General features: G+C 39.3%; 20 protein-coding genes. 9 read left to right on the top strand and 11 right to left on the bottom strand.

What is annotated here, in order from left to right; genetic code table 11:
• The first annotated feature begins 56 nt into the window (after positions 1 to 56).
• Positions 57 to 743, top strand: a complete 687-nt coding sequence (gene rluF / locus AAHB12_RS13645; protein ID WP_342045668.1) for a 23S rRNA pseudouridine(2604) synthase RluF — start codon at positions 57 to 59, stop codon at positions 741 to 743.
• A 201-nt stretch (positions 744 to 944) separates the two neighbouring features.
• On the opposite strand, the gene AAHB12_RS13640 is transcribed toward rluF, so the two are convergent.
• Positions 945 to 2,132: an acetyl-CoA C-acetyltransferase gene (locus tag AAHB12_RS13640; protein ID WP_129728584.1), complete on the bottom strand. Its 1,188-nt coding sequence runs from the start codon at positions 2,130 to 2,132 to the stop codon at positions 945 to 947.
• Positions 2,133 to 2,659: 527 nt separating this feature from the next.
• Between AAHB12_RS13640 and AAHB12_RS13635 the strand changes: the two genes are divergently transcribed.
• Together AAHB12_RS13635 and odhB are read left to right on the top strand one after the other, a co-directional pair.
• Complete coding sequence (locus tag AAHB12_RS13635) at positions 2,660 to 5,536, top strand: 2-oxoglutarate dehydrogenase E1 component (protein ID WP_342045667.1); 2,877 nt, start codon at positions 2,660 to 2,662, stop codon at positions 5,534 to 5,536.
• Positions 5,537 to 5,597: 61 nt separating this feature from the next.
• Positions 5,598 to 6,863: a 2-oxoglutarate dehydrogenase complex dihydrolipoyllysine-residue succinyltransferase gene (gene odhB, locus AAHB12_RS13630; RefSeq protein ID WP_342045666.1), complete on the top strand. Its 1,266-nt coding sequence runs from the start codon at positions 5,598 to 5,600 to the stop codon at positions 6,861 to 6,863.
• Between the two features lie 189 nt (positions 6,864 to 7,052).
• Here the strand turns inward: odhB and AAHB12_RS13625 are convergent, their stop codons facing one another.
• Entirely contained in the window at positions 7,053 to 7,925 is an 873-nt protein-coding gene (locus AAHB12_RS13625) for a LysR family transcriptional regulator (protein ID WP_129728587.1), read from the bottom strand.
• A 198-nt stretch (positions 7,926 to 8,123) separates the two neighbouring features.
• Here AAHB12_RS13625 and AAHB12_RS13620 point away from each other — a divergent pair, with 198 nt between their 5' ends.
• Complete coding sequence (locus tag AAHB12_RS13620; RefSeq protein ID WP_342045665.1) at positions 8,124 to 9,257, top strand: AbrB family transcriptional regulator; 1,134 nt, start codon at positions 8,124 to 8,126, stop codon at positions 9,255 to 9,257.
• Between the two features lie 56 nt (positions 9,258 to 9,313).
• Complete coding sequence (gene yyaC / locus AAHB12_RS13615; RefSeq protein ID WP_342045664.1) at positions 9,314 to 9,925, top strand: spore protease YyaC; 612 nt, start codon at positions 9,314 to 9,316, stop codon at positions 9,923 to 9,925.
• An 84-nt stretch (positions 9,926 to 10,009) separates the two neighbouring features.
• Here the strand turns inward: yyaC and AAHB12_RS13610 are convergent, their stop codons facing one another.
• Positions 10,010 to 11,326 carry a CitMHS family transporter gene (locus AAHB12_RS13610; protein WP_129728590.1) on the bottom strand — a complete coding sequence of 439 codons (1,317 nt, stop codon included), beginning with the start codon at positions 11,324 to 11,326 and terminating at the stop codon, positions 10,010 to 10,012.
• 624 nt (positions 11,327 to 11,950) lie between these two features.
• Positions 11,951 to 12,817: a LysR family transcriptional regulator gene (locus AAHB12_RS13605; protein ID WP_129728591.1), complete on the bottom strand. Its 867-nt coding sequence runs from the start codon at positions 12,815 to 12,817 to the stop codon at positions 11,951 to 11,953.
• 149 nt (positions 12,818 to 12,966) lie between these two features.
• Between AAHB12_RS13605 and AAHB12_RS13600 the strand changes: the two genes are divergently transcribed.
• Positions 12,967 to 14,094 (top strand): 2-methylaconitate cis-trans isomerase PrpF family protein, encoded by a 1,128-nt coding sequence (locus tag AAHB12_RS13600; RefSeq protein ID WP_342045663.1) that lies wholly within the window; start codon positions 12,967 to 12,969, stop codon positions 14,092 to 14,094.
• Between the two features lie 53 nt (positions 14,095 to 14,147).
• Entirely contained in the window at positions 14,148 to 14,300 is a 153-nt protein-coding gene (locus tag AAHB12_RS13595) for a hypothetical protein (protein WP_165350796.1), read from the top strand.
• Positions 14,301 to 14,613: 313 nt separating this feature from the next.
• On the opposite strand, the gene psiE is transcribed toward AAHB12_RS13595, so the two are convergent.
• Together psiE and AAHB12_RS13585 are read right to left on the bottom strand one after the other, a co-directional pair.
• Positions 14,614 to 15,039, bottom strand: a complete 426-nt coding sequence (gene psiE, locus AAHB12_RS13590; RefSeq protein ID WP_129728593.1) for a phosphate-starvation-inducible protein PsiE — start codon at positions 15,037 to 15,039, stop codon at positions 14,614 to 14,616.
• Positions 15,040 to 15,365: 326 nt separating this feature from the next.
• Complete coding sequence (locus AAHB12_RS13585) at positions 15,366 to 16,958, bottom strand: bifunctional metallophosphatase/5'-nucleotidase (protein WP_342045707.1); 1,593 nt, start codon at positions 16,956 to 16,958, stop codon at positions 15,366 to 15,368.
• A gap of 447 nt (positions 16,959 to 17,405) precedes the next feature.
• Between AAHB12_RS13585 and AAHB12_RS13580 the strand changes: the two genes are divergently transcribed.
• Positions 17,406 to 17,630 carry a hypothetical protein gene (locus tag AAHB12_RS13580; RefSeq protein WP_342045662.1) on the top strand — a complete coding sequence of 75 codons (225 nt, stop codon included), beginning with the start codon at positions 17,406 to 17,408 and terminating at the stop codon, positions 17,628 to 17,630.
• A gap of 150 nt (positions 17,631 to 17,780) precedes the next feature.
• Here the strand turns inward: AAHB12_RS13580 and AAHB12_RS13575 are convergent, their stop codons facing one another.
• From AAHB12_RS13575 to AAHB12_RS13560, 4 genes are all read right to left on the bottom strand, one after another.
• A complete protein-coding gene (locus AAHB12_RS13575) occupies positions 17,781 to 18,500 on the bottom strand; it encodes a YebC/PmpR family DNA-binding transcriptional regulator (protein ID WP_129728595.1) in 720 nt (239 codons plus the stop codon).
• Between the two features lie 277 nt (positions 18,501 to 18,777).
• A complete protein-coding gene (gene leuD / locus AAHB12_RS13570; protein WP_129728596.1) occupies positions 18,778 to 19,386 on the bottom strand; it encodes a 3-isopropylmalate dehydratase small subunit in 609 nt (202 codons plus the stop codon).
• A gap of 3 nt (positions 19,387 to 19,389) precedes the next feature.
• Positions 19,390 to 20,829: a 3-isopropylmalate dehydratase large subunit gene (gene leuC, locus AAHB12_RS13565; RefSeq protein ID WP_342045661.1), complete on the bottom strand. Its 1,440-nt coding sequence runs from the start codon at positions 20,827 to 20,829 to the stop codon at positions 19,390 to 19,392.
• On the bottom strand, positions 20,826 to 20,990 hold the full coding sequence (locus AAHB12_RS13560; protein WP_165350797.1) for a hypothetical protein: 165 nt from the start codon (positions 20,988 to 20,990) through the stop codon (positions 20,826 to 20,828). The genes leuC and AAHB12_RS13560 overlap by 4 nt, the downstream gene beginning before the upstream one ends.
• Before the next feature lie 129 nt (positions 20,991 to 21,119).
• Here AAHB12_RS13560 and AAHB12_RS13555 point away from each other — a divergent pair, with 129 nt between their 5' ends.
• Positions 21,120 to 21,995 carry a LysR family transcriptional regulator gene (locus AAHB12_RS13555; protein WP_129728598.1) on the top strand — a complete coding sequence of 292 codons (876 nt, stop codon included), beginning with the start codon at positions 21,120 to 21,122 and terminating at the stop codon, positions 21,993 to 21,995.
• A gap of 355 nt (positions 21,996 to 22,350) precedes the next feature.
• Here the strand turns inward: AAHB12_RS13555 and AAHB12_RS13550 are convergent, their stop codons facing one another.
• On the bottom strand, positions 22,351 to 23,835 hold the full coding sequence (locus AAHB12_RS13550; RefSeq protein ID WP_342045660.1) for a glutamate synthase subunit beta: 1,485 nt from the start codon (positions 23,833 to 23,835) through the stop codon (positions 22,351 to 22,353).
• Positions 23,836 to 23,838 lie beyond the last annotated feature (3 nt).

Here is a 23,838-nt window from a genome sequence, read left to right as displayed (position 1 = left end):
TACTGTATAATGATACACAGACAATTTTTATACTACTAAGTTAGGATGCGGTTCAAATGAGGATCAATAAATATATTAGCGAGACAGGGTTTTGCTCTAGAAGAGAAACAGATCGATTAATCGAGGCAGGACGAATCACAATTAATAATCGTATTTGCGAGCCTGGGGATACGGTGAATATTGGAGATATTGTGCGAATTGACGGACAATCTATTCCTCCCAAAAAGCCCCCTGTCTACATTCTGCTGAATAAGCCTGTTGGAATCACCTGCACGGCAGCTCAGCATGTAAAAGGCAATATTATTGAGTTTGTGAATCATCGGGATCGCATTTTCCCAGTTGGGCGTCTTGATAAAAACTCGGAGGGCTTAATCTTACTCACAACAGATGGAAGTATTGTAAACAAAATTTTACGGTCTGAGCATGAGCATGAAAAGGAATATATTGTAGAGGTGGATAAGCCTATTGATGATGCTTTTATACAAGGAATGTCCAGCGGTGTAGAGATTCTTGGTACGAAAACAAAGCCATGCAAGGTATCGAAACTCGCTGATTCTGTTTTCCGAATCGTGCTTACGCAAGGTCTCAATCGCCAAATTCGCAGAATGTGTAAAAGCTTTGGTTATAACGTAACCAAGCTAGAACGTATCCGAATTATGAACCTTACCATTGAAGGTTTGAGTAAAGGGCAATGGCGGAATCTTACCAGTGAGGAGTTACAACAGCTTGTCTCACTATTATAAAGAAAACTCGCCAATTGGCGAGCCGGTAGGCGAAGACAGAGGCGTAGTTGCATTTATACTATATTCCTAAAATTCCCTGTTATATCGAGTCAACTTCTAGCTGAAGATTATACTTTTTTAAAGTATAAAAGGCTCCCTTCCTACATCATGATGTAGGAAGGGAGCCTTTAAGCTTCTCCTAAGAGAAGTCTTTTACATGATTTAAGCGCGCTCTACGATTGTCGCTACCCCTTGTCCTCCGCCAATGCAAAGCGTTGCTAGACCAGTTTGGCTATCACGCTTAATCATTTCATGGATAAGGCTAACAAGAACACGAGCACCACTTGCGCCAATTGGGTGTCCTAATGCAATCGCACCGCCGTTTACGTTCAATTTCTCTTTATTAAATTGAAGCTCACGGTCTACTGCAAGAGCTTGTGCTGCAAACGCTTCGTTTGCCTCAATTAAGCTGATATCCTCTAATTGAAGAGCTGCTTTTTCAAGAGCTTTTTTCACAGCTGGAACAGGACCGATTCCCATAATGCTTGGATCTACGCCTGCACTTGCATTAGCTTTGATCGTTACTAATGGCTTAAGTCCTAATTCATCTGCTTTTTTACGGCTCATAACAACTAGTGCAGCAGCGCCATCGTTAAGACCTGAAGCATTAGCAGCTGTAACAGATCCGTCTTTTTTGAATGCTGGACGAAGCTTTCCAAGTCCTTCTGCAGTTGTTCCAAAGCGAGGGAACTCGTCTTGTGCAACTACAGTCACTTGACCTTTGCGTCCTGGTACTTCTACAGGAACAATCTCCTCAGCAAAACGGTTGGATTCGATTGCCGCTTGTGCCTTTTGCTGACTCCAAGCAGCAAACTCATCTTGTTCTTCACGAGAAATGCTATATTTATCACAGAGATTTTCTGCTGTAATCCCCATGTGATAGTTATTAAAGGAGCATGTTAATCCATCATGAATCATGCTATCTACTAGCTTTTGATCTCCCATTTTAAATCCGTTACGAGCCCCTTGTAAAAGGTAAGGAGCTTGGCTCATGTTTTCCATTCCGCCTGCAACAACGATTTCTGCATCTCCTGAAAGGATCGCTTGCGTTGCTAGATGCACCGCTTTCAGCCCTGAGCCACACACTTTATTGATTGTTAATGCAGATACTTCCTGAGGTAAGCCGGCAGCAATAGCAGCTTGTCTTGCTGGGTTTTGGCCAAGACCAGCTTGCAAAACGTTCCCCATAATAACTTCATCAACCTGATTTGCATCTACCCCTGCTTTTTGTAATGCGTCTTTAATTACTACGCCGCCTAATGTGGATGCAGAAACATTTTGTAAGCTACCTCCAAAGTTTCCAATCGCAGTTCTTACAGCACTAACAATAACAACTTCTGTCTGAGTCATGTCGAAAATCTCCCCTTAATATCGATAACCATCGATTTATTTCCTCAAGTTTAGACATTAAATATTCAGCTTCTAAATTCCTCCTTTCTAACCATTTTTTCGTTCATCATTTTTCGACATTTTCTTTACACTGACATACACCTGCCATAATATAAAAAAACGTTTCTGCAAGCGGTAACAGGGAATAGCAAATATATTGAATAGCCCTACAGAAACCCAGATAACACCAAGTCTTTCATCTATATGCTAAGGGAAATATAAAAAAATGCCCTTACCTTAGACACCTATTGGATAGTTCTATCTAATGTACATCTCTTACTGATATGGAAATATGATACAAAAATCAACTTACTGCAACGTCTACTCTCTGTTGATTTTTGTCGAACACTTTGGTAATATCAGCACAAAAAATAAGCAGGTTAATCAGTAATCTCATAATATTCTTTTTTTAAATGATGGGTGTTCATTTTTATGTAAGCGATTTATAATAAAGAAAGAGTGTCCCATCATTGAGGAGGTATGGCCAAATGGCAACCGAACAGACAAACAAAACAAATCCATGGACAAAGTTTCACGGTCCAAACCTTGGCTATGTCGTTGAGCAATATGATCGTTATGTAAACAATGAAGAATCCGTTGATCCGGAATTAATAGAGCTTTTTGTCCAATGGGGTCCACCTTTGGATTTTAAAATTTCAAAAAAAGAAGCAGGACAAGCCCCTCCTTCTTTCAACAATACAACTAACATGGAAATAATACTTAAGATAGTAAAGCTATTCGAAGATATTCGCAGACATGGACACTTAGCAGCGAGCATCAACCCATTATCAGAACAAAAAAATAACCACCCTTTGCTGCAGCCAGAAAAATATGGTTTAACTGAAACTGATTTGAAAGCGGTTTCCTCTAAGCTTGTTTGGGAAAACGCACCAAAGGAAATCCAAACGGCATGGGACGCATTCAACCAATTAAAATCGGTTTATACTTCATCCTTAGCATACGAGTTTGAGCATGTGCATAGCAGCGAGGAACGAGCATGGCTGCAACAAATGGTAGAAACAGGATCCTTACATCGTGCCTTATCTAAAGAAAAGCGGGCAAACCTGCTGCAGCGCCTAACTGAAGTAGAGGGTTTTGAACAATTTTTACACCGAACATTTGTAGGGCAGAAGCGATTTTCTATTGAAGGCGTCGATATGCTAGTACCAGTACTGGATGAAATCGTAAATGAAAGCGTTATCTTAGGCATGCACAATGTCTTGATTGGTATGGCGCACCGCGGACGCTTAAGTGTATTAGCTCACACACTTGAAAAGCCATATCGCAGCATTCTTACAGAATTTCAACACTCCACTACAAAGAAGGCCGACCAACCGGAGAATAAAGTTGGTTGGACAGGAGATGTTAAATATCATTTAGGCTATAATCGTTTTATTGAAGGAACTAATGGGGTTCGTACACGCGTAACTTTAGCTAACAACCCGAGCCACCTTGAAGTTGTAGATCCTGTTGTGGAGGGCTTTGCAAGAGCTGCGCAGGATGACCGAAGCAAGCCTGGTTCGCCTAAACAAGATGTATCGAAAGCGCTTTCCGTCCTTGTTCATGGTGATGCCGCCTTTCCTGGTCAGGGAATTGTCGCAGAAACTTTAAACTTAGCTGGGCTCAAGGGTTACCATACAGGCGGAACTCTTCATATTATCGCAAATAATTTAGTCGGATTTACAACAGATAGTTCAGACTCCCGTTCCACAAGATACGCGAGTGATTTGGCAAAAGGATTTGAAGTCCCTATTATACATGTGAATGCAGATGACCCGGAAGCTTGTTTAGCAGCTGCGTATCTTGCTCACCAATACCGAGTTCGCTTCCAAAAGGATTTTGTCATTGACCTGGTGGGCTATCGTCGCTTTGGACATAACGAAATGGATGATCCAACAATGACGCAGCCGCATGTATATAAGAAGATTACAAATCATCCAACTGTAAGAGCATTATATGCAAATCAGCTTCAAGCGAAGGGAATTCTTACACAAGAAGAAGCAGAGCAAATGAAGCAAAACGTTCAAGAAATATTACAAACTGAATATAACAACGTTCCTGAAAAGAAGGAGACTCTATCTGGAGATATACCGGTACCAGAAGTCATTGCCAATGGTATTCCATCAATAGAAACAGGCGTACCATTAGATACACTTCGTGAATTAAATACAGAATTATTGAGCTGGCCAGAAGGCTTTACTATTTATCCGAAATTAAAGCGCATTCTTGAACGCCGTAAAAGCGCATTAGAAGAGCAAGGAAAAGTAGAGTGGGCAGTGGCTGAAGCATTAGCATTCGCAACGATCCTACAAGAAGGAACACCAATTCGTCTAACAGGACAAGACTCAGAGCGTGGAACATTTGCTCAGCGTCATATTGTGCTGCATGATACAGAAACAAATGAAACCTTCTCAACAATGCAGCAGCTCCCGCAGGCTCGCGCTTCCTTTACGGTTCATAATAGTCCGTTATCTGAAGCAGCGGTTGTCGGTTTTGAATATGGATACAATGTATTCGCTCCCGAAACACTTGTTATTTGGGAAGCGCAATACGGAGATTTTGCTAACACAGCACAAACTCTCTTTGATCAATTCATCTCAGCAAGCCGTGCCAAATGGGGACAAAAATCGGGTCTTGTTATATTGCTCCCTCATGGCTATGAAGGGCAAGGACCTGAACATTCGAGCGCTCGACCGGAACGCTTTTTACAGCTTGCAGCTGAAAATAACTGGACTGTCGCAAACGTAACAAGTGCAGCTCAATATTTCCATATTCTTCGTCGACAAGCATCCGTTTTAGGAACAGATTCTGTCCGACCACTAGTAATTATGGCACCAAAAAGCTTATTGCGTCATGCGATGATTGCCTCTCCAAGCAGTGACCTAAGCAAAGGCCGTTTTCAGACAGTGCTAGAGCAGCCGAATCTTGGACAAGACGCAAATAAAGTAAAACGCTTAGTACTAACAACAGGAAAAATGGCAATTGACTTAGCAATGGAAGCAGAAGCACATAAAGAGAATGAAATCCTAGATGCAGTACACATTATTCGCATCGAACAGTTATATCCGTTTCCAAAAGAAAAGGTGGCGACGATCGTAAAGCGTTATCCGAATCTTGAAGAAATCGTTTGGGTACAAGAGGAACCAAAAAATATGGGGTCTTGGCATTATATCGCCCCTACCCTATTCGAGCTTGCCGGCAAGCATATAGCAGTAGACTATATCGGACGTCCAGAACGCTCAAGTCCTTCAGGCGGAGATCCAGCGATTCATAAAAAAGAACAAGAACAGATCGTGAAGCAGGCATTAATCACAGATCGCTTATCCAACTACGAGAATCAAGAACAAGCATTAGTGAAAAACTAAAACAATTCATTTAGGGCGGCTATTGATAAAGAGCGTTACACCATCAAGGGGGATATAGAAAATGATTGAAATTAAAGTGCCAGAGCTTGCAGAATCCATTACAGAAGGAACCATTTCAAACTGGCTCATCAAGGTTGGCGACAGAGTAAACAAAGGGGAAAGTGTCGTTGAGCTTGAAACAGACAAAGTAAATGTTGAAGTCAATGCAGATTATGCCGGGGTATTAACACAGCTATTAAAAGAACCTGGCGACACAGTAGAAGTTGGAGATGTTATCGCTATTTTGGAGGAAAATGTAGATGCCAGCACACCTGCTGTCGAGCCTGTTAATCAACAAGCTCCTGCTTCAAGTGTATCTGTCGTGCAGCAGGAGACTGATTCGGCAAACAATCAATCCTTACATCGCTTTCCAAGCACAGGTCAGCCTGTTGCTTCACCAGCAGCTAGAAAATTAGCACGCGAAATGGGAATTGATTTAAATGAAGTACGAAGCACTGATCCACTTGGCAGAATTAGACCGCATGATGTGAAAGGATCGACTGTTCCAGCTCCTGCGGCAGAAGTGCCAAAATTAGAAAAGCCTGCTCCAAAGCCTGCAGGTATACAAGCAGATGCAGAATTTACAAAGCCGGTGGAACGCTTGAAAATGTCCCGTCGCCGCCAAACAATCGCCAAACGTCTCGTTGAAGTACAGCACACAGCTGCAATGCTAACTACATTTAATGAAGTCGATATGTCCGCGGTTATGAAGCTACGTACAAAACGTAAGGATGCATTTTTTGAAAAGCATGGCGTGCGTCTTGGCTTTATGTCCTTCTTTACCAAAGCTGTAGTGGCAGCACTTAAGAAGTACCCGCTTCTCAATGCCGAAATTCAAGATGACGAGATTATCCTAAAGAAATTTTATGATATCGGAATCGCAGTGGCCGCGCCAGAAGGGTTAGTTGTACCAGTTGTACGTGATGCAAATCAAAAAAGCTTCGCGGAAATTGAGGGAGAAATTAACCAGCTCGGCAAAAAAGCACGTGATAACAACCTTACATTAAAAGAGCTGCAAGGCGGCACATTTACAATTACAAACGGGGGAGTTTTCGGTTCCTTAATGTCAACACCGATCTTAAACAGCCCGCAGGTAGGAATTCTTGGTATGCATAAGATTCAAACAAGACCAATAGCTATCGATGAGGAACGTATGGAAAATCGACCAATGATGTATATTGCTCTTTCCTATGACCACCGCATTGTTGATGGAAAAGAAGCGGTTGGCTTTCTTGTTACGGTGAAGGAACTGCTAGAGGACCCTGAATCCCTATTGTTAGAAGGTTGATTGGTTTTGATCAGATCCCATATGAAACCTTGAACTGGGTAGCAAGGAAGTCATCTGCTCAGCCGCCAATCAATGGAATCTGTCTATAATTAACATTATATAAAAAGTCCGCCTTATCCCCTTATTACTAAGGAATGAGGCGGACTTTTTATATCTTGTTTTTCAATAGTGCGGCTCCAAGCTCAACGATCAAAGAGGCTTACTTAAGTCTATACCTTCCATGAAAGTAACAAACGCTTTTACCATGTTCAGCTTCAAGGAATCCTCATGGTAAATCATCCATGTTTTTCGTAATATAGGCTCCCCTTCTTTTGTTCGGATATCAATTTTGTGTATATCATCTATACCGTTGAAAAGCATGCTCGACATAATGGCGTAGCCTAATCCATTCACTACCATTTCCTTACATGTATCAGCCTTATCAACCTCTATGCTCGTTAAAGGCGGCTGAGAATAATTTTCTGCCCACCAATTGTCAACCACAGATTTTAATAAATAATCGGGTTGGTAATTAATTCTTGGCAGATGAGGAAGATCGGAAATGTGAATTTTTTCCTTAGAAGCAATACATATTGTTTCTTCAAATAATAGCTGTTTTTTCTCCTGCCAGCTGTAATCCCCCCTAATAAAACCAATATGCGCATCTTGGTTATAAACTAAATTGGTGATATCACTGCTCCAAGCCGTCGAGACCTTAAATTCAATAGCTGGATATTGATCCTTAAAACGCTTTAATAAGGTTGGAAGGTGATAATGTGCAAAGAAATTTGCAACACCCAGCTTTAATGTTCCAGCAACTTTACTGTCCATATTGAGAACATTTTCTTTCATTTTTTGAATTCTCAACAGTATTTCTTTCGCACATTTTGCTAAATATTCTCCTTGCGGAGTGAACTGAATTCCCCTCCTTCCCCGGTTTACAATTTGGACCCCAAATTCTTTTTCAATTAGCTGTAAACGATGTGTTAAAGCAGGCTGAGAAATATATAAACTTTTTGCTGCCTTCGTAATATTTTTTTCGTTATGAAGCACCTGTAAAATAAGCCAATCCCGATCCTCCATCAGTTCTCTCCTATCCAACCATCAATTTTATTTATGGTTAGTTATCAATCTTATATATTTTATTTATTTCTAGTAGTATATTAATATTCATTTATGCAAGGTTCAACCCTTTTACAATATGTACAGCATCATTATAAAGAAAGTCTGCCTGGTACTTTTCACTCCTAACAAACATGTTTTAAGAAAGGAGGAATCTGTATGAAAGATACGGTTTTTTTCAAAAATATTTATTTCATCATATTAAGCAGTATAGGGGGGCTTATCCTCTCCTTAACCGGGCTTTCCATCGGTTGGATGCTTGGGACACTGCTCTTGGCAACCCTTCTCTCTTTCCAGCGATCAACATTTTTAAAGCTTCCCGAGAAGCAACAGGGAGTTTCAAAGCATTGGTTACAAGCTGGGCAATGTATTTTAGGGATTGAATTGGGACAAAAAATGAACTTGTCTATTTTTCATATTTTTAAAGAAGACTGGATGACTATCCTAATTATGCTGCTTTTGTCTATCGTTTTTTCTATCCTTTCCGGATTCATTCTATGGAAGTTTAGCCAAATGGATATGCTGACGAGCTTGTTTGGAACAGCCCCTGGAGGATTAAGTGCGATGCCTAGTATTGCGGAAGAAGTAGGCGCCAATACCGCAATCGTCAGCATTGTTCAAACTATGCGTGTTTTTCTAATTGTCCTAATGATCCCAGTCATTGTTTCTTCTTGGACTTTAGAGCCTGTTAATCCTACAGCAGCTTATCTTTCTTCTGTTCAAATACCCGCGTTTCATATAGGGCAACTTCTCTGGACTATCATCTTAATCGTAACAGCGTGTGGAGGATATTATATAGGGAAGACCTTAAGATTCCCTGCCCCATGGTTAGTGGGAAGCATGGTCAGTGTTGCTATTATACAATCGCTCAGTTCCTCCTATGTTGGACATGATATGATTGCATGGTGGCCTCACAGCGTAATTATTTTATCGCAAATTTTAATGGGTTCAAGCATAGGGTCACGTTTTGAAAAAAATATGTTTATAGGCTTGAAAAATACATTGTTTGTTTCTTTAGTAAGTACAATCATCCTCATTCTTACCATGTTCCTATGTGCATATCTTGTATCAACCTTAACGGGTATAACATTTATCACTGCTGCCTTGGCGTTTGCCCCGGGCGGGATTGCAGAAATGACAACCACGGCAGTCGTTTTACACGCGGACTCTACCTTTGTATTAGCGGTGCAAGTGCTTCGATTAGTCTTTGTCTGTGTCATTCTCCCTCCTTTTTTCAGATTTTTACATCACTGGAAGCTAAGAAAAAATATACGCTCTCATGTATCTGCTTAATTTTTCAATACTGGGATTTTCTTTTATACTTATAATGGAGATAAGGAGGGATGAGAATGGATTTTTTTTATAGTCAAAAGAAAAGAGATCCACAAGAACATAAATCCTTTTTCGTTCAAGCTAATGAAAAAACACAAGAACAAGAGATAGAGCAATTGTCACTCATATTAGCCGAAATCATTCGAAGTTCATCATGTAAGGACGAAGACATTGTCTTTTTATGTATTGGTTCAGATCGATACGTTGGAGATTCCCTCGGTCCCTTAGCAGGAACAATGCTCAAAGAAAGCCAGGTTCCCTATCGTATCTATGGCACGTTAGAGGAGCCTGTTCATTCATTCAATTTGAAGAAGGTGCTAAAGGGAATTCAGAAACAATTTAAGAAGACCCTCATTATTAGTATTGATGCTTGTCTAGGAGAAAAAAATCAAGTAGGGCAAGTTATTTTTCAAGAAGGGCCGCTTGTTCCGGGAAAAGCTCTTGAGAAGGTGCTGCCGGCAATAGGCGATTATCATATGAAAGGAATGGTCAACTATATAGATCCTTTGCCAACATCACAGTTTTTAAATGATACCCGGTTATATACTGTTATGAATCTTGCAAAGATTATTGTAAAAATCATTACTCGAGCAGCTGACAAAAGCGCCTCCATACACGATACAATTTAATAAGTGCAGCTAGGCTGGCGCCAGTCTAGCTGCACTTATACTTTAAAATATAAAATAAACTACCCCACAGTATAAACTGCAAGTTTAAAACAAAGTAAGAGCGCCAGTTAGAATAGCAACAATCATAATAACCAAGGAGCAAATAACAGCCCACTTAAATGCATATCGCTGAAATTCACCAAGATCGGTTTTAACCATTCCTACCAACAACAAAGTGGATGCAACAAGCGGGCTTAAGAAATGCACCGGTTGCCCCAAGATGGAGGCTCTAGCAATTTCTACAGGAGAAATTCCATAAGAAGAAGCGGCTTCAGCAAGAATTGGTAAAACTCCAAAGTAGTATGCATCATTAGATAAAACAAATGTAAATGGCATGCTAGTTAGAGCAACAACCAATGGGAAGAAAGATCCTAAAGAATCCGGAATAATTGACACTAATGCATGAGCTATTGCATCTACCATTTTTGTTCCAGAAAAAATCCCAGTAAATATACCAGCAGCAAATACTAAAGTAACGACAGTTAAAGCATTCCCAGCATGAGCTAACACACGCTCTTTTTGTTGCTCTAAATTCGGATAATTAATCATTGAAGCCAGAACAAAGCCTATAAGAAACAAAACAGGAACAGGCAATATTTCCATTACTAATACGACCATAACAGTCAGAGTTAGAAGTAAATTTATCCATATTAACTTGGGGCGTTTAATATTTGCAGGAATTTCAAAAGCGGCAGCTACTTCAGGAATAGTCGATATATTTTTAGGAGAATATTGAATATCGATAATGCCAATTCTTTCACGTTCTTTTTTCCCCAAAACATAGGCTATAAAAAGAACACATGCGATTCCCCCAGCCATTGTCGGTAAAAGCGGAATAAAGAAGTTACCCGCATCAAGACCCAAGGATGTTATAGCTCTAGTAGCAGGTCCCCCCCAAGGAGTCATACCACTCATAATACTTAGAGAAAGCAAAGAAACGGTCGCAAGAACAAGAGGATTCATACCTAATCGCAGGTAAAGCGGCAACATAGCTGAAATCGTAATCATATGAGTCGTTGTTCCATCTCCATCTAAAGCAACTGTTAGCGCCAGCACCGCTGTTCCTATTGCTATTTTAACAGGATCCCCTTTAACGATTTGCAGCATCTTCGAAATCAATGGATCAAATAAACCAGCATCTATCAAAATGCCGAAGAATAAAATTGCAAATAATAATAAAGCTGCTGAAGGTGCAACAACCTTTAGCCCATCAAGCATCATTTTACCAAGCTGAGAACCAAATCCCCCTACTAATGCAAAAATGATAGGAACTGAAACTAGAGCGTTAATCGGAGATAATCGCTTTGACATCATCAAATACGTAAAAACTACAACCATTGAAATCCCTAAAAAAGTAAGAATAGTAATCCCCCCTTAATATAGAAACCGCTTACATATTAAAAAAAAAAAAAAAAAATGAATTTGGATACTTAAAAATGATTTTATCATCTCCCTACGATTTGAATTCTCCATATCTTAAGAATAATTCAAGTTCACAAATAAGTGAAATATATATTTTTTGACCCTTTCCTAAAAAAAAACTTATAATTAAACGATTTTGAAGTGATGGACGCTTATGACAATTTGCGTTTTTCGAAATTCAATATGTAGTCTTATTTAACTGAATATTCAGGATTATTTAATAAATAGTTGATATAGACCAGAAAGCTCTTAAGATTATTGTTGATAAAATCATTTATAATAAAATGAAACTTCCATATCACGAAGTGTTGACAAAAGCACATTTTGTAGCTTTTATCTTCATTTGGTTAGCTCTTGTGATTTATACTTTTTCTTCTGTAACAAAATCGGGTCAAGAGAGTAATGAACCTATAAAAAGTAAAATTGATGCTTAACAAGAGATAGCACTTTTTTACGAACGGGGGCATGCTTTAAAAAGATTGGGGAAACCTTTATAGCTGGGGTCCCCCTTAATTTTATCAAATTATCAAACACAACCTTATGAAGCATAAGTGTATACTCACTTCAATAAGTATTAGAATAATCATTTAAAAATTCAATAAAACTTTTAACTATAGATAGCCGGAGAGAGTCTTGATCATACATTAACCATGTATTTCTTACTACAGGCTCCCCATTTTTGTAGGTTAACTGGTATGTGTGAAGGTGATCAGAAGGCTGCAAACAAATTTCAGGTAGTATAGCAATTCCTAAATCATTTTTGACCATTTCTTTACATGTTTCCTGTCTATCTGTTTCCATCGTGACAAATGGTGGTTCTGAAAACCTATCGTGCCACCAGCCATCAATGAGACCTTTTAGCGAACTATCTGTTTTGTAATTAATAAAGGGCAGCTCTGCTAGCTTGGTCATGTCCACCTCTTTTTTAGAAATCAAACAAAGCCTCTCCTTATGTATCAATGTTTTGATTCCATACCAATTGTAGTTGCCTCTCAGTATTCCTAACTGTACACTGGAGGAATGAAGAAGGTTCATAATATCTGTGCTCCATCCCGTATTTACATTAAATTGTACATTAGGGTATTTCTCCGAAAACCGTTTCAATACTCTAGGCAATTTATATTGGGCGAAATTACTTGAAACTCCTAGTCTCAAAGTTCCTCTTACTTCATTCTTCATATTCAATATATGATCTTTCGTTCTTTGCATTTTTTTTATCATTTCATCTGCATAATTTGCCAAATAGAGTCCTTCCGAAGTGAACTCAATTCCCCCTCTTATTTTGAAAAACAAACTGGTCCCGAATTGTTGTTCTAAATTTTTCAATCTATATGTTAACGCTGGCTGAGAAATATACAAACGCTCTGCAGCCCGGCTAATATTTCTCTCCTCATATAGAACTCTTATAGCGACCCAATCCTTCTCATCCATGCTGTACAGCTCCTATCCGTTTTGATTATAAGTTTTTTTTGGTTTTTTTCTATTAAATTATCTATTGTACTTATGATTCAGCTTATCATACTATGTCTTTAGAAGCACCGGTACTTTTAAATAAAGAATAAGAAAAGGTGGGTATGGGGATGAAGGTACCAGTTGTTGTTATGCGTGGCGGAACAAGTAAAGGTGTATTTCTCGCTTTCGAGCATATGCCAACCAATCAATTACTTTGGGAAGACTTTTTATTAGATATTATGGGGAGTCCGGATCATAGACAGATTGATGGACTTGGTGGAGCAAATTCGTTAACGAGTAAAGCAGCTATTATCAAGAAATCCGATTTGGAAGGGATAGATGTAGAATATACCTTTGCGCAAATCAGCATTGAGAATCAAATGGTTGATTTTAAAGGGAATTGCGGCAATATTTCATCTGCAGTAGGACCTTATGCTATTCAACAGGGATTGGTGCCTGCAAAGGAACCTATCACAACTGTGAGAATATTTAATACAAATACGCAGAAGGTAATTATAGCTGAGGTTGAAGTTGAAAATGGACAGGTTAAAACAGATGGAAGCTGTTCAATTCCTGGAGTTCCCGGAACTGGCTCCCCCATTTACCTTTCCTTCACTCGTGCAGAAGGTGCAGTAACAGGAAAGCTGTTCCCGACCGGAAATCCTATAGACATAATTGAAACACCTAACGGCTCAATACCTATATCCATTATTGATGTGGCAAATCCATTAGTCTTTGTAAGGGCCCAGGACATCGGGCTTACCGGAACTGAGTTACCCCATGATTATTCTCAAGAAAAATTAAAGGAAATGGAGGAAATAAGGTCCATGGCAGCTGAAATGTGTAAATTTTCCCAAAAAAAAGAAGCGACTAAGAAATCTCCCGCTGTGCCAAAAATGACGATCATCGCTCCTCCTATGGATTATACTGACCTGACAGGAGTAGAACGAAAAGCTTCGGATATGGACTTGATTATAAGAATGATGTCTATGCAAAAACCACATCAAGCCCTTGCGATTACCGGTGCGATTTGTACAACAGCAGGCGCCTTCTTAAAGGATACGATTTTATCCAATATTGTAACAGTGACTGAAGAAGTAGTTCGCTTAGCACATCCCGCTGGTATTATGCAAACAAAGGTAGATATACTTGCAGGACATATTGCAGCAATTAAGGTAGTTCGTACAGCCCGCACTATTCTAGAAGGATATGTGTACACAAAACGAAACTATGAACTTTCCTATCAATTAGCTTGATTTCATACCGTCTAAGGAAAATAAAAAATTTATTTTAACTTGGGGGATTTTCTATGTGGATCATTACTACGTACAAAAACAATGGCATTAAAATGCTTGAATTTGAAAAAGAAGAGGAAGCAAGAGAAGTATTCAAAAGCATTCAAGACAACAAGATTCTTACCGAAGTTATTTATTTTAATGATCCATGTTTCGCTTATGCTTAAACTCCTTGTAACTGCATATATTAGCAAATTACTCACCTGAATTAAAAGGAGATAAGTCAAGGATTCTTCTAGCAAACCCTCGGCTTATCCCTTTATTTTTACTTACAAGTATATATCCAGCTTTTGTGCATTTGAGCCGCTTGCATATGAAATATCCAAATACTTCTTTCGAATGGAAGAAGTATTTGCCGCTTTCATACCACCACCTCACCTAAGAACAACATTTCCCCTATTCATTTTTTCCTTTCCCCATTCATAATCAGATGAAATTTTACATTTTTTGCCAGTATAACCTTAACTTGATGGCTACAGATTATAGCCTCTCTCTTCGTGCTGTCGCGGAATTCATAATAAAATAGCTAATCACTAACACTAAAATAGCTAATGTGTACAAAAGGGTATGCATCGGATTCTCATAATGTACAATAATTAAACGAATCAATGCAGTAATACCAATGTATAAGAAATAGCGTATCGGGAAGTGATAATGCTCTTGAAAATATTTTACGATCATTGCTATAAATTCAAAATACAAAAAGAAAACTAAAATACTCTCAAGAAGCTCATACTGCGTATTAACACCTTCGCCAAAAAAGGAAAAACGAATGAAATGGATGATTTCCTTACCTAGCATAAAACACAAGGCAATAGCTAGTATAATTAATGCAACATTTAAGATAGATTGAAGAATGAATGAAATCTTAAGCCTTGACCCAGTCACTTTACCTTGCTCCTTCATTGAAACTCCTCCGATTATAGTAGATTTTCTAAGGATGCTAGAGCATCCCAGGTTTCGGGAATACATGAAATGGATTCCAAAACCTATCTACTATGTTACCTAAAGAAGGAGGGATAATTCAATAACTAAAAACTAGTCTCTTTCTGATGGTACGTCTGCACTTATACTTTATTTCTAAAATCTACTGATGTGTCAGATTCTCATTTAGCCGGAAATTTATCCTTTCTTACAGCATAAAAAACAAGGCTACATAAGGTCTCCTTGTTTTTTCACATTTTATCTGTCATTAGTCCTACCGCTCTATTTTGTATCCGCTCATTTCAGTATCAGTACTTCAGCTTATGAATTCTTTTTTCTTCGATATTAAAGCTAAACGGCTGAGATTGAGCTTTGATAAACTCCACTAATGCATCTAAATCAACAGGACCTGTTTCTCTATCTGTCCCTTCCCTCAATATCGTAAAACCATCACCGCCGTCAGCCAGAAAACTATTCACTGTTACAGTATAGCTCTTATTTGCAGCCAAGCTTGTTCCCTCAGGCAGCTGAATATCCATAACCTTTTTACCGATAGGCTGGTTATCATCCCATGTGTAGGTGAAGCCGGAAATCTGAAGCATTGTCTGTTTTTGCCCTTGCCATTGCTGGTTTAGCACAACCCGTATTTGTTCACCCGTTAGCTTCATCTTCACTAACTTATTGTTAAATGGCTGAACGGTAAATAAGTGTCCCCAAGTAACATCTCCAGCACCAACGTCTGCCCGAATGCCGCCAGGATTCATTAAAGCAAAATCTGTTTTCATGAGAGCTCGCTGGGAATCAGCAATTACATTGCCTAATAGGGACTCACCATCTTCATTTTGCAGGGAGATTAACGGTACCTTTGCGACCCCAATGAGACGATTTACGATAGGCTCTACCTTCGCCTCATATTGTTGAATCATCCTTTTTGTCACTGCATCAGGCTCGATACCCTCTTGGAATACATTCACAATTTCCGCACTTTTATTCATAATATTCCTCGTTTTCGAATCAATCTCTAGGTCGACATCGGAAAAGGCCGTTCCATAAGAATAGGATTGAACAAGCAGCTTCCCGTCCACTATTGCGTTCATATATGCGTGATTGTGGCCTCCGTAAATAATATCAACTTCATCATCCACCGCATGAGCAATTTCTGTTAACCTACCGACAGCTTGCTCACCATTAAAGCCTGAAGAGCCGGGGTTATGAGCGAGAACAATGATGGCTCGTACCCCTATTTTTTTTAGCGTAGCTACCGAGCGATTAATTGCTTGCGCCTCATCAATAAATTTAATCCCTTTCACTCCGCTCGGAATAACGACATTTGGTGTATGAGTGGTACATACTCCAATGAATCCAATCTGCATGCCGTTCACCTCTATCACCTTATATGGAGGGAATATTGGGCTATCTGTTTTTTCATTAATTACGTTAGCTACAATCCAAGGAAAGGCTGCTCCCCCGAAATTCCCTGTTTCTGCATGTATGCCACCGTTAATCAAACGGAGAAGCTCATTGATGCCTTCATCGAACTCATGATTTCCCATTGTACCGATATGAAAATGCAGCTGATTTAAAAAATCGACTGTAGGCTCATCCTGCAGTAATGCAGAAACTGGGGCACTCGCACCAACCATATCTCCTACATGGACCAATAGGGTATTTTTATTTTCCGCAGCATGCTTCTTCAAATAAGTGGCAAGATAGTCCGCCCGTCCGACAGATTTCCCGTTTACTTTACGAGTCACATTCAGTTGACCATGTAAATCATTAATCCCGAGCAATTGAATTTTAATATAGCGGGGATTACTTGCAGGTTTTTTATTTTGTTTTTTAGTAGGACGATTGCTAATGTGACCATGATAACCATTGGATAGTCCTTGAGTATCCCCCATCACCGTGATAGCGCTAATGTGATTAACACTCCTCCCTTTTTGGCTAACTCCTAAAAGCTTTGCAGCTTCTATATGTGCCGCCTGCCTTTTTTGATAACTTTGAAGCTTTACGTTGCTTGGGTTATCGATAGTACTCTCGTCAATACGACTGCATCCCATCAAGACGAACACCAAAAACCCTATAAAAGAAACTCTTGGAAAAAGCCTCATGAACACTTTCCCCTTATCCTAGAAGATAATAAAGCACATCTAGTATTTGTAGACTTAAAAACCTTATTCCAAATTTAAAGTATCAAAAAAGACCTACCTTGAACCCCTTGTACATTTGCACAAAAACACAGACATTTTTTGTTCACATTTACAAAATAATCTTGTGTTTATTTTATGTTAAGCATTGTAATTTCACATTTTCAAATTATAATTACTAAAAAAGGGGGATGGAATACAATGGTTATTCATTTTGAATTAAGAGACAAAGATGATGTATTGAAACTGAATCGACTCGCTACAAGCTATGGCTTCGACATTTGGGTTCACGACGAGGAAAAAATGTTCGATGCTAAAACATTACTTGCTTTATACACTCTTCCATTCAATAAAACACTTAAATTAGTGGTAGAGGATGGAGTAGAGTCTAAATCTTTACTGCGTGAGATGGAAGATTTTCAATAAAGGATTATCATTTGTATGAAATAAACACTATTGCAACAAAGCTAATATTACATGGTCTTATTCTTGATAATATGTTAACAATCCTACTACTTTCGATAAAGCCATACAAAAAAGCAGACCTTTTTGCAATAAAAGGTCTGCTTTCTTGTATTATTCACCTAAATCTACATTGTGGTACACTTGCTGTACATCCTCTAAATCTTCTAATGCATCAATTAGCTTTTCAAACTTTGCTTGTGCGTCTTCTGGAAGGGTTACCTCATTTTGCGCAAGCATTGTTAGCTCTGCAACTGTAAACTCAGTGACACCAGCATCTTTGAATGCTTCCTGCACGGCATGGAATTGGTCAGGCTCAGCATATACAATAACTGAATCCTCTTCTTCCAGCACGTCACGTACGTCTACATCCGCTTCCATTAATAATTCAAGCACTTCATCTGCTGTCTTGCCTTCAACACCGATAACAGCCGTTGCATCAAACATATATGCTACAGATCCGCTTACACCTAAGTTGCCACCGTTTTTATTAAATGGGGCACGTACTTCTGCCGCAGTACGATTCACATTGTTTGTAAGAGCATCTACAATTATCATTGATCCACTTGGCCCAAATCCTTCATAACGGAGCTCAGTATAATTTTCCTCTGCGCCGCCCTTTGCCTTTTCGATGGCACGATCAATAATTGTTTTTGGTACGTTATATGTTTTAGCACGCTCAAGTACAACACGTAAAGTTTGATTGGATTCTGGATTTGGCTCGCCTTGCTTGGCTGCTACATAAATTTCGCGTCCAAACTTTGCATAAATACGACTTGTACTTGCATCCTTTGAAGCTTTCTTTTCTTTAATATTGTTCCACTTACGACCCATACTGTTTCACTCTCTTTCAACTTTGAATCTACACAAAAGTATTAACATAAAACCAACTGTTTCTTCAACACTTTTTCAAAATAATGATAAAAAATTCGTTACTATTATACTGCTAACAAACAATCCTGACAAAAGCTGACCTATTCAACAAATTATATTATACACTGTATTCCTAAAATTTCCGACTACATCGAATTAGCTTCTGGCTGGAAATTTATCCTTTCTTAAAGTATGAAAAGAGCGACTATATGATAGCCGCTCTTTTCATAAAATGCTATTAGAACATAAAACTATAGGTTGGACGCTTAGAGTATTCGTATAATGCAATTTTATCTTCCTGCTGTAATGTTAAAGCGATATCATCCATTCCTTGCAGAAGATGCTTTCTTCTGTGTTCTTCAATATTAAAATAAATCATATATCCTGTAGAATCCGTAATAATTTTGTTTTCTAAATCAATCTTTAAAGAATAGCCCTCTATCTCCCTTACATTCCGAAATAACTTCTCTACTCTCTCTTCCGGCAAAGCAATAGGCAAAAGGCCATTTTTAAAACAGTTGTTATAAAATATATCTGCAAAGGAAGATGCGATAATAACTTGGAAACCAAACTCCTTTAACGTCCAAGGTGCATGTTCCCGTGAAGATCCACAGCCAAAATTTGATCGGCTTAATAAAATTGAAGCTTGTTTATAGCGTTCTTTATTAAGTTCAAACTGAGTATTTAAGCTTCCATCCTTCAGAAAACGCCATTCATGAAATAAATATTTACCGTATCCAGTTCGCTTAATGCTATTTAGGAAATACTTTGGAATGATAGCATCTGTATCGACGTTTGACCGGTCTACTGGGGCTACTATTCCCTTAAATGTTTTAAATGCCTTCAATTTCTACCCCTCCACTACAACAAGATTTGAAAGTTGGGCAGGAACCCAGTCGCGAACATCAACAAAGTGACCGCATACAGCAGCTCCGACAGCCATAGCTGGTGAAACTAGATGAGTTCTTCCCCCTCTTCCTTGCCGTCCTTCAAAATTACGATTTGATGTAGAAGCACAGCGTTGTCCAGAAGAGATAATGTCAGGATTCATCCCTAAACACATACTGCAGCCCGCTTCTCTCCATTCAAATCCTGCTTCCTTAAAAATTACATCTAGACCTTCCTTTTCTGCCTGTACTTTAACGTTTCCTGATCCTGGTACAACCATGGCTCTTACATGTTTGGCTACTTTTCTGCCTTTTGCCATGGAAGCAGCCTGACGTAAATCTTCTATACGTCCATTTGTGCAGGAGCCAATGAATACTACATCAACAGGAATGCCTGTCATTGGAGTTCCGGACTCCAATCCCATATAGTGCAGAGCCTTTTTAGCATTTTCTTGTTTTTCTGAGCCTGTGAAAGATTCAGGATCTGGAACAAGGTCGGTAATGCCGGTGCCCATCCCCGGGCTGGTTCCCCATGTTACCTGTGGGATAAGATCGTCTGCATTAAATTCTACCCGTTTATCGTAAATCGCTCCTTCATCTGTAAAGATTTTTTTCCATTCAGCAACAAGGCTTTCAAATTTTTCTTCCTTTGGGGTATAAAGACGATTTTTTAAATATTGATAGGTTGTTTCATCAGGAGCAATCATACCTGCCCTTGCCCCTGCTTCAATTGACATATTACATACAGTCATTCGCTCTTCCATAGATAGCTTCTTGATCGCATCACCCGTATACTCGATCACATAGCCAGTTGCAAAATCGGTTCCGTACTTTGCGATAATGCCTAAAATTAAATCCTTTGCAGTGATTCCAGGCTTTAATTCTCCTGTTACGGCAACCTCTAAGCTTTTTGGTTTTGTTTGTCGTAAGCACTGAGTAGCGAGTACATGCTCTACCTCGCTTGTTCCGATTCCAAAAGCTAAAGAACCAAAGGCCCCATGTGTTGAAGTATGGCTATCCCCGCAGACAATTGTCATGCCTGGCTGTGTCAATCCGAGTTCTGGACCCATCACATGCACAATCCCTTGTTCTACGCTATCCAAGTCGTATAACTTAATCCCATGATTTTTACAGTTTCTGATGAGAGCTTCAATTTGCTCCTTTGAAACAGGGTTTTCTATGTTCCAGCGATCCGGTGAGGTAGGAATTACATGATCCATCGTCGCATAGGTTAGATCAGGTCTTCTCACGGCTTTGTTGGCCAACTCTAAGCCCTCAAATGCTTGAGCTGAGGTTACTTCATGGATTAAATGCAGGTCTATATAAAGGATGCTTGGTTCATTTGCCTCGCTATAAACCTCATGATTTTCCCATATCTTATCAAGCATTGTTTTCTTTTTCATTGGACATCCACCTTTTGTTTGAAATTTCCTTCCTCTCTCCAAGGATTCAATGTTAAGGCTAAGTTTATATCGCTTGGTGCAACAATTCCCCCGCCTTCTTCCACACCCTTTGCAGCTAATACAAGATTTTCTTTAGTAGATCCTAATAATTTGTTACTCATTTGTACTCCTCCCTTGCGAACAGGAATAATTTTCTTGTATTTACATAGTACACCTACAAAATACTATTTAAAATTAAGAAAATTAGTTAAAATCGATTATGATTCCTGATTAATAGGAGGAGAGATGCTATGGACATTAAATGGCTTCAAACATTCGTAACCGCCGCAGAATATGAGAATTTCCGGAAAACATCCGAGATTTTATATATATCTCAACCAACTGTTACCCTGCATATTAAAAATCTAGAGATATTATTAGAAACCACCTTATTTGAGAAAAAAGGAAGAAATATCATCCTGACAGAAGCTGGTCAGATTTTCTTGCCTGATGCAAAAAAAATGATTGAAACATACGACTCTTCTCTAAAAAGAGTGGATAATTGGAAACAAGGATACGATAAAAAGCTAACGATTGCCATTGCACCGTTCATTGCCTCATCCATCTTTCCAATGTTTTTGAAGAAGTTTTTTGAGGAAAATCCGCATATCGATGTCACAATTAATGTGGTGAAATCTCCAGATATTGGCCAGGAAGTAAATCACGGAAAAGCAGATCTTGGCATCTCAAGGATGATCCCAAATCAAACGCAGCTGTCTTTTGCAAGTATTTGGGATGACCAAGTCATCCTAGTGGCCCCCAAAAACGAGCTGGAGACTGAATCCTTTAAGGAGGAAGACATATTTCAAAAATATAAATTAATTACGCATAATCATCCCGTGTACTGGGACGATTTATTGCCTAGAATAAGGGCACTTTATCCTAAGGTTAGGACAATGATGGTGACACAAGTGGAAATTACAAAGCAATTTATTATGGCAGGTCTTGGGATTTCTTTCTTGCCTAAACTATTTGTTCAAAAGGAATTACTGCAGGGAGATTTAATTTATATTCCTACCAAACAATTAGACCTTCCTACCTCACATATGTACTTCGTAACAAAGAGAGAGAATAAAGAAGTCATTGATTTCAAATTGGCACTTTTTAATTTCTTAAAGAATTATTAATTCGGTAGAGATAAAGAAGACAGAGACGTAGTTGCGCTTATACTGCATTCCTAAAACCTCCGACTACGTCGAATTCGCTTCTAGCTGAAATTTTATGCTCTATTAAAGTGGAACAGATTGAAATAAAAGCAGATATAGAAGTCCGAGAATCCTTGCAGGTTCTCGAACCTCTCTGCTTATTTTTTAATTCTTTCCGTAGACATACAGCACTCCACCTGTGTAGAGTTGTACCAGCTAGTTGTAATCATTCACTACGCCGTTAAAGTTTCCAGCTAAAGATTTATTTTTTAGCAAAATGATGCTATCCCCGCATAACCCCTTAACACATCCTGTATTTCTAAATTTGTGCAGTGCTCTAAGGTAAATTAGTCTCACCCATTAAATACCGATCACATTCCCTAGCAGCCTCTCTGCCTTCATTTATAGCCCAGACAATCAAACTTTGACCTCGACGCATATCACCAGCAGCAAAAATTCCTTCAATATTTGTTTTATACTTTCCATACTCAGCCTTTACATTCGAGTATTCATCTGTTTCGACGTTCATTTTTTGAAGGAAGTCTTGTTCTGGACCGCTAAACCCAATCGCTAGTAATACTAATTGGGTAGGCCAGACTTTTTCCGTCCCTGGAATCTCTTTTCGAATGCGTTGGCCATTTTCATCGGTTATGGTTTCAACGTTAATAGTATGAATCTCCTTCACATGGCCATTTTCGTCTCCTACAAACTTTTTCGTCATCACGGCATAGGCTCGAGGATCTTTGCCGAACACAGCTGCCGCTTCCTTTTGACCGTATTCAACCCGATGAATAACTGGCCATTGCGGCCATGGATTATCAGCAGTTCTCACTTCTCCTCTTTTTTCATAAATATCAAACTGCGTTAAGCTTTTGCATTTATGTCTGAGGGAAGTAGCCAAACAATCCACACCTGTATCCCCCCCGCCAATGACAACTACATCCTTATCCTTTGCTGATATATACTGACCATCTTCAAGATTTGAATCTAACAAGCTTTTTGTATTTGCATGAAGAAAATCCATAGCGTAATGGATCCCCTTTAGCTTCCTCCCTTCTACATTCACATCACGAGCTTTTGTTGCACCACCACAAAGAACAATCGCGTCAAATTCTGATTGTAGCGAAGAAATGGGATAGTCCTTGCCTACTTCTGTATTTGTTATAAACGTAATTCCCTCTGCCTCAAGTAGCTTTACCCTTCTCTCGACAACAGAATAAGGAAGCTTCATTTCAGGTATCCCATACGTCAAAAGGCCCCCAACACGATCATGACGTTCGAAAACAGTAACATGGTGTCCTGCTTTATTAAGCTGTGCAGCACAAGCTAAACCTGCCGGACCAGAACCGACAACTGCCACCTTTTTATCAGTTCGGGTTTTCGGCGGTTCCGGCTGCACCCATCCGTTCTCAAACCCTTTATTAATAATTTCTAACTCTATTGACCGGATTGCAACCGGAGGCTCATTAATTCCAAGTACGCAAGCTCCTTCGCAAGGAGCTGGACAAGCCAAGCCTGTAAATTCAGGAAAGTTATTCATCTTATGTTCTCGTTTCAAGGCTTCTTCCCATTGTCCCTGAAAAACTAAATCATTCCACTCTGGTATTAAGTGATGGACGGGGCAACCAGAAGTCATCCCATTTATCATCGTACCTGTATGACAGGTTGGAATGCCGCAATCCATGCAACGGGCACCTTGTCGCTCTAATTCAGCTTCTTCAAGAGGTAAGGTATAAATGTCCCAATCATTCGTCCGTTTTGCAGGATCACGTTCAGACCTTGAGTGGCGCTCATAGTCCATAAACCCAGTTGGTTTTCCCATCGT

Source organism: Bacillus sp. OTU530 (genome assembly GCF_038440375.1).
Note: the sequence above shows the minus strand (reverse complement) of the source record. Positions and strands in the feature narration are given on the sequence as shown.

Coding starts and splice junctions, on each gene's coding strand:
- AAHB12_RS13640 (WP_129728584.1), bottom strand. CDS start 2,132: ATGACTCAGACAGAAGTTGTTATTGTTAGTGCTGTAAGAACTGCGATT.
- AAHB12_RS13600 (WP_342045663.1), top strand. CDS start 12,967: ATGAAGGTACCAGTTGTTGTTATGCGTGGCGGAACAAGTAAAGGTGTA.
- psiE (WP_129728593.1), bottom strand. CDS start 15,039: ATGAAGGAGCAAGGTAAAGTGACTGGGTCAAGGCTTAAGATTTCATTC.
- AAHB12_RS13550 (WP_342045660.1), bottom strand. CDS start 23,835: ATGGGAAAACCAACTGGGTTTATGGACTATGAGCGCCACTCAAGGTCT.
- AAHB12_RS13635 (WP_342045667.1), top strand. CDS start 2,660: ATGGCAACCGAACAGACAAACAAAACAAATCCATGGACAAAGTTTCAC.
- AAHB12_RS13595 (WP_165350796.1), top strand. CDS start 14,148: ATGTGGATCATTACTACGTACAAAAACAATGGCATTAAAATGCTTGAA.
- AAHB12_RS13555 (WP_129728598.1), top strand. CDS start 21,120: ATGGACATTAAATGGCTTCAAACATTCGTAACCGCCGCAGAATATGAG.
- yyaC (WP_342045664.1), top strand. CDS start 9,314: ATGGATTTTTTTTATAGTCAAAAGAAAAGAGATCCACAAGAACATAAA.
- AAHB12_RS13560 (WP_165350797.1), bottom strand. CDS start 20,990: ATGAGTAACAAATTATTAGGATCTACTAAAGAAAATCTTGTATTAGCT.
- AAHB12_RS13605 (WP_129728591.1), bottom strand. CDS start 12,817: ATGGATGAGAAGGATTGGGTCGCTATAAGAGTTCTATATGAGGAGAGA.
- AAHB12_RS13580 (WP_342045662.1), top strand. CDS start 17,406: ATGGTTATTCATTTTGAATTAAGAGACAAAGATGATGTATTGAAACTG.
- AAHB12_RS13575 (WP_129728595.1), bottom strand. CDS start 18,500: ATGGGTCGTAAGTGGAACAATATTAAAGAAAAGAAAGCTTCAAAGGAT.
- rluF (WP_342045668.1), top strand. CDS start 57: ATGAGGATCAATAAATATATTAGCGAGACAGGGTTTTGCTCTAGAAGA.
- odhB (WP_342045666.1), top strand. CDS start 5,598: ATGATTGAAATTAAAGTGCCAGAGCTTGCAGAATCCATTACAGAAGGA.
- AAHB12_RS13620 (WP_342045665.1), top strand. CDS start 8,124: ATGAAAGATACGGTTTTTTTCAAAAATATTTATTTCATCATATTAAGC.
- leuC (WP_342045661.1), bottom strand. CDS start 20,829: ATGAAAAAGAAAACAATGCTTGATAAGATATGGGAAAATCATGAGGTT.
- AAHB12_RS13585 (WP_342045707.1), bottom strand. CDS start 16,958: ATGGGGGATACTCAAGGACTATCCAATGGTTATCATGGTCACATTAGC.
- AAHB12_RS13625 (WP_129728587.1), bottom strand. CDS start 7,925: ATGGAGGATCGGGATTGGCTTATTTTACAGGTGCTTCATAACGAAAAA.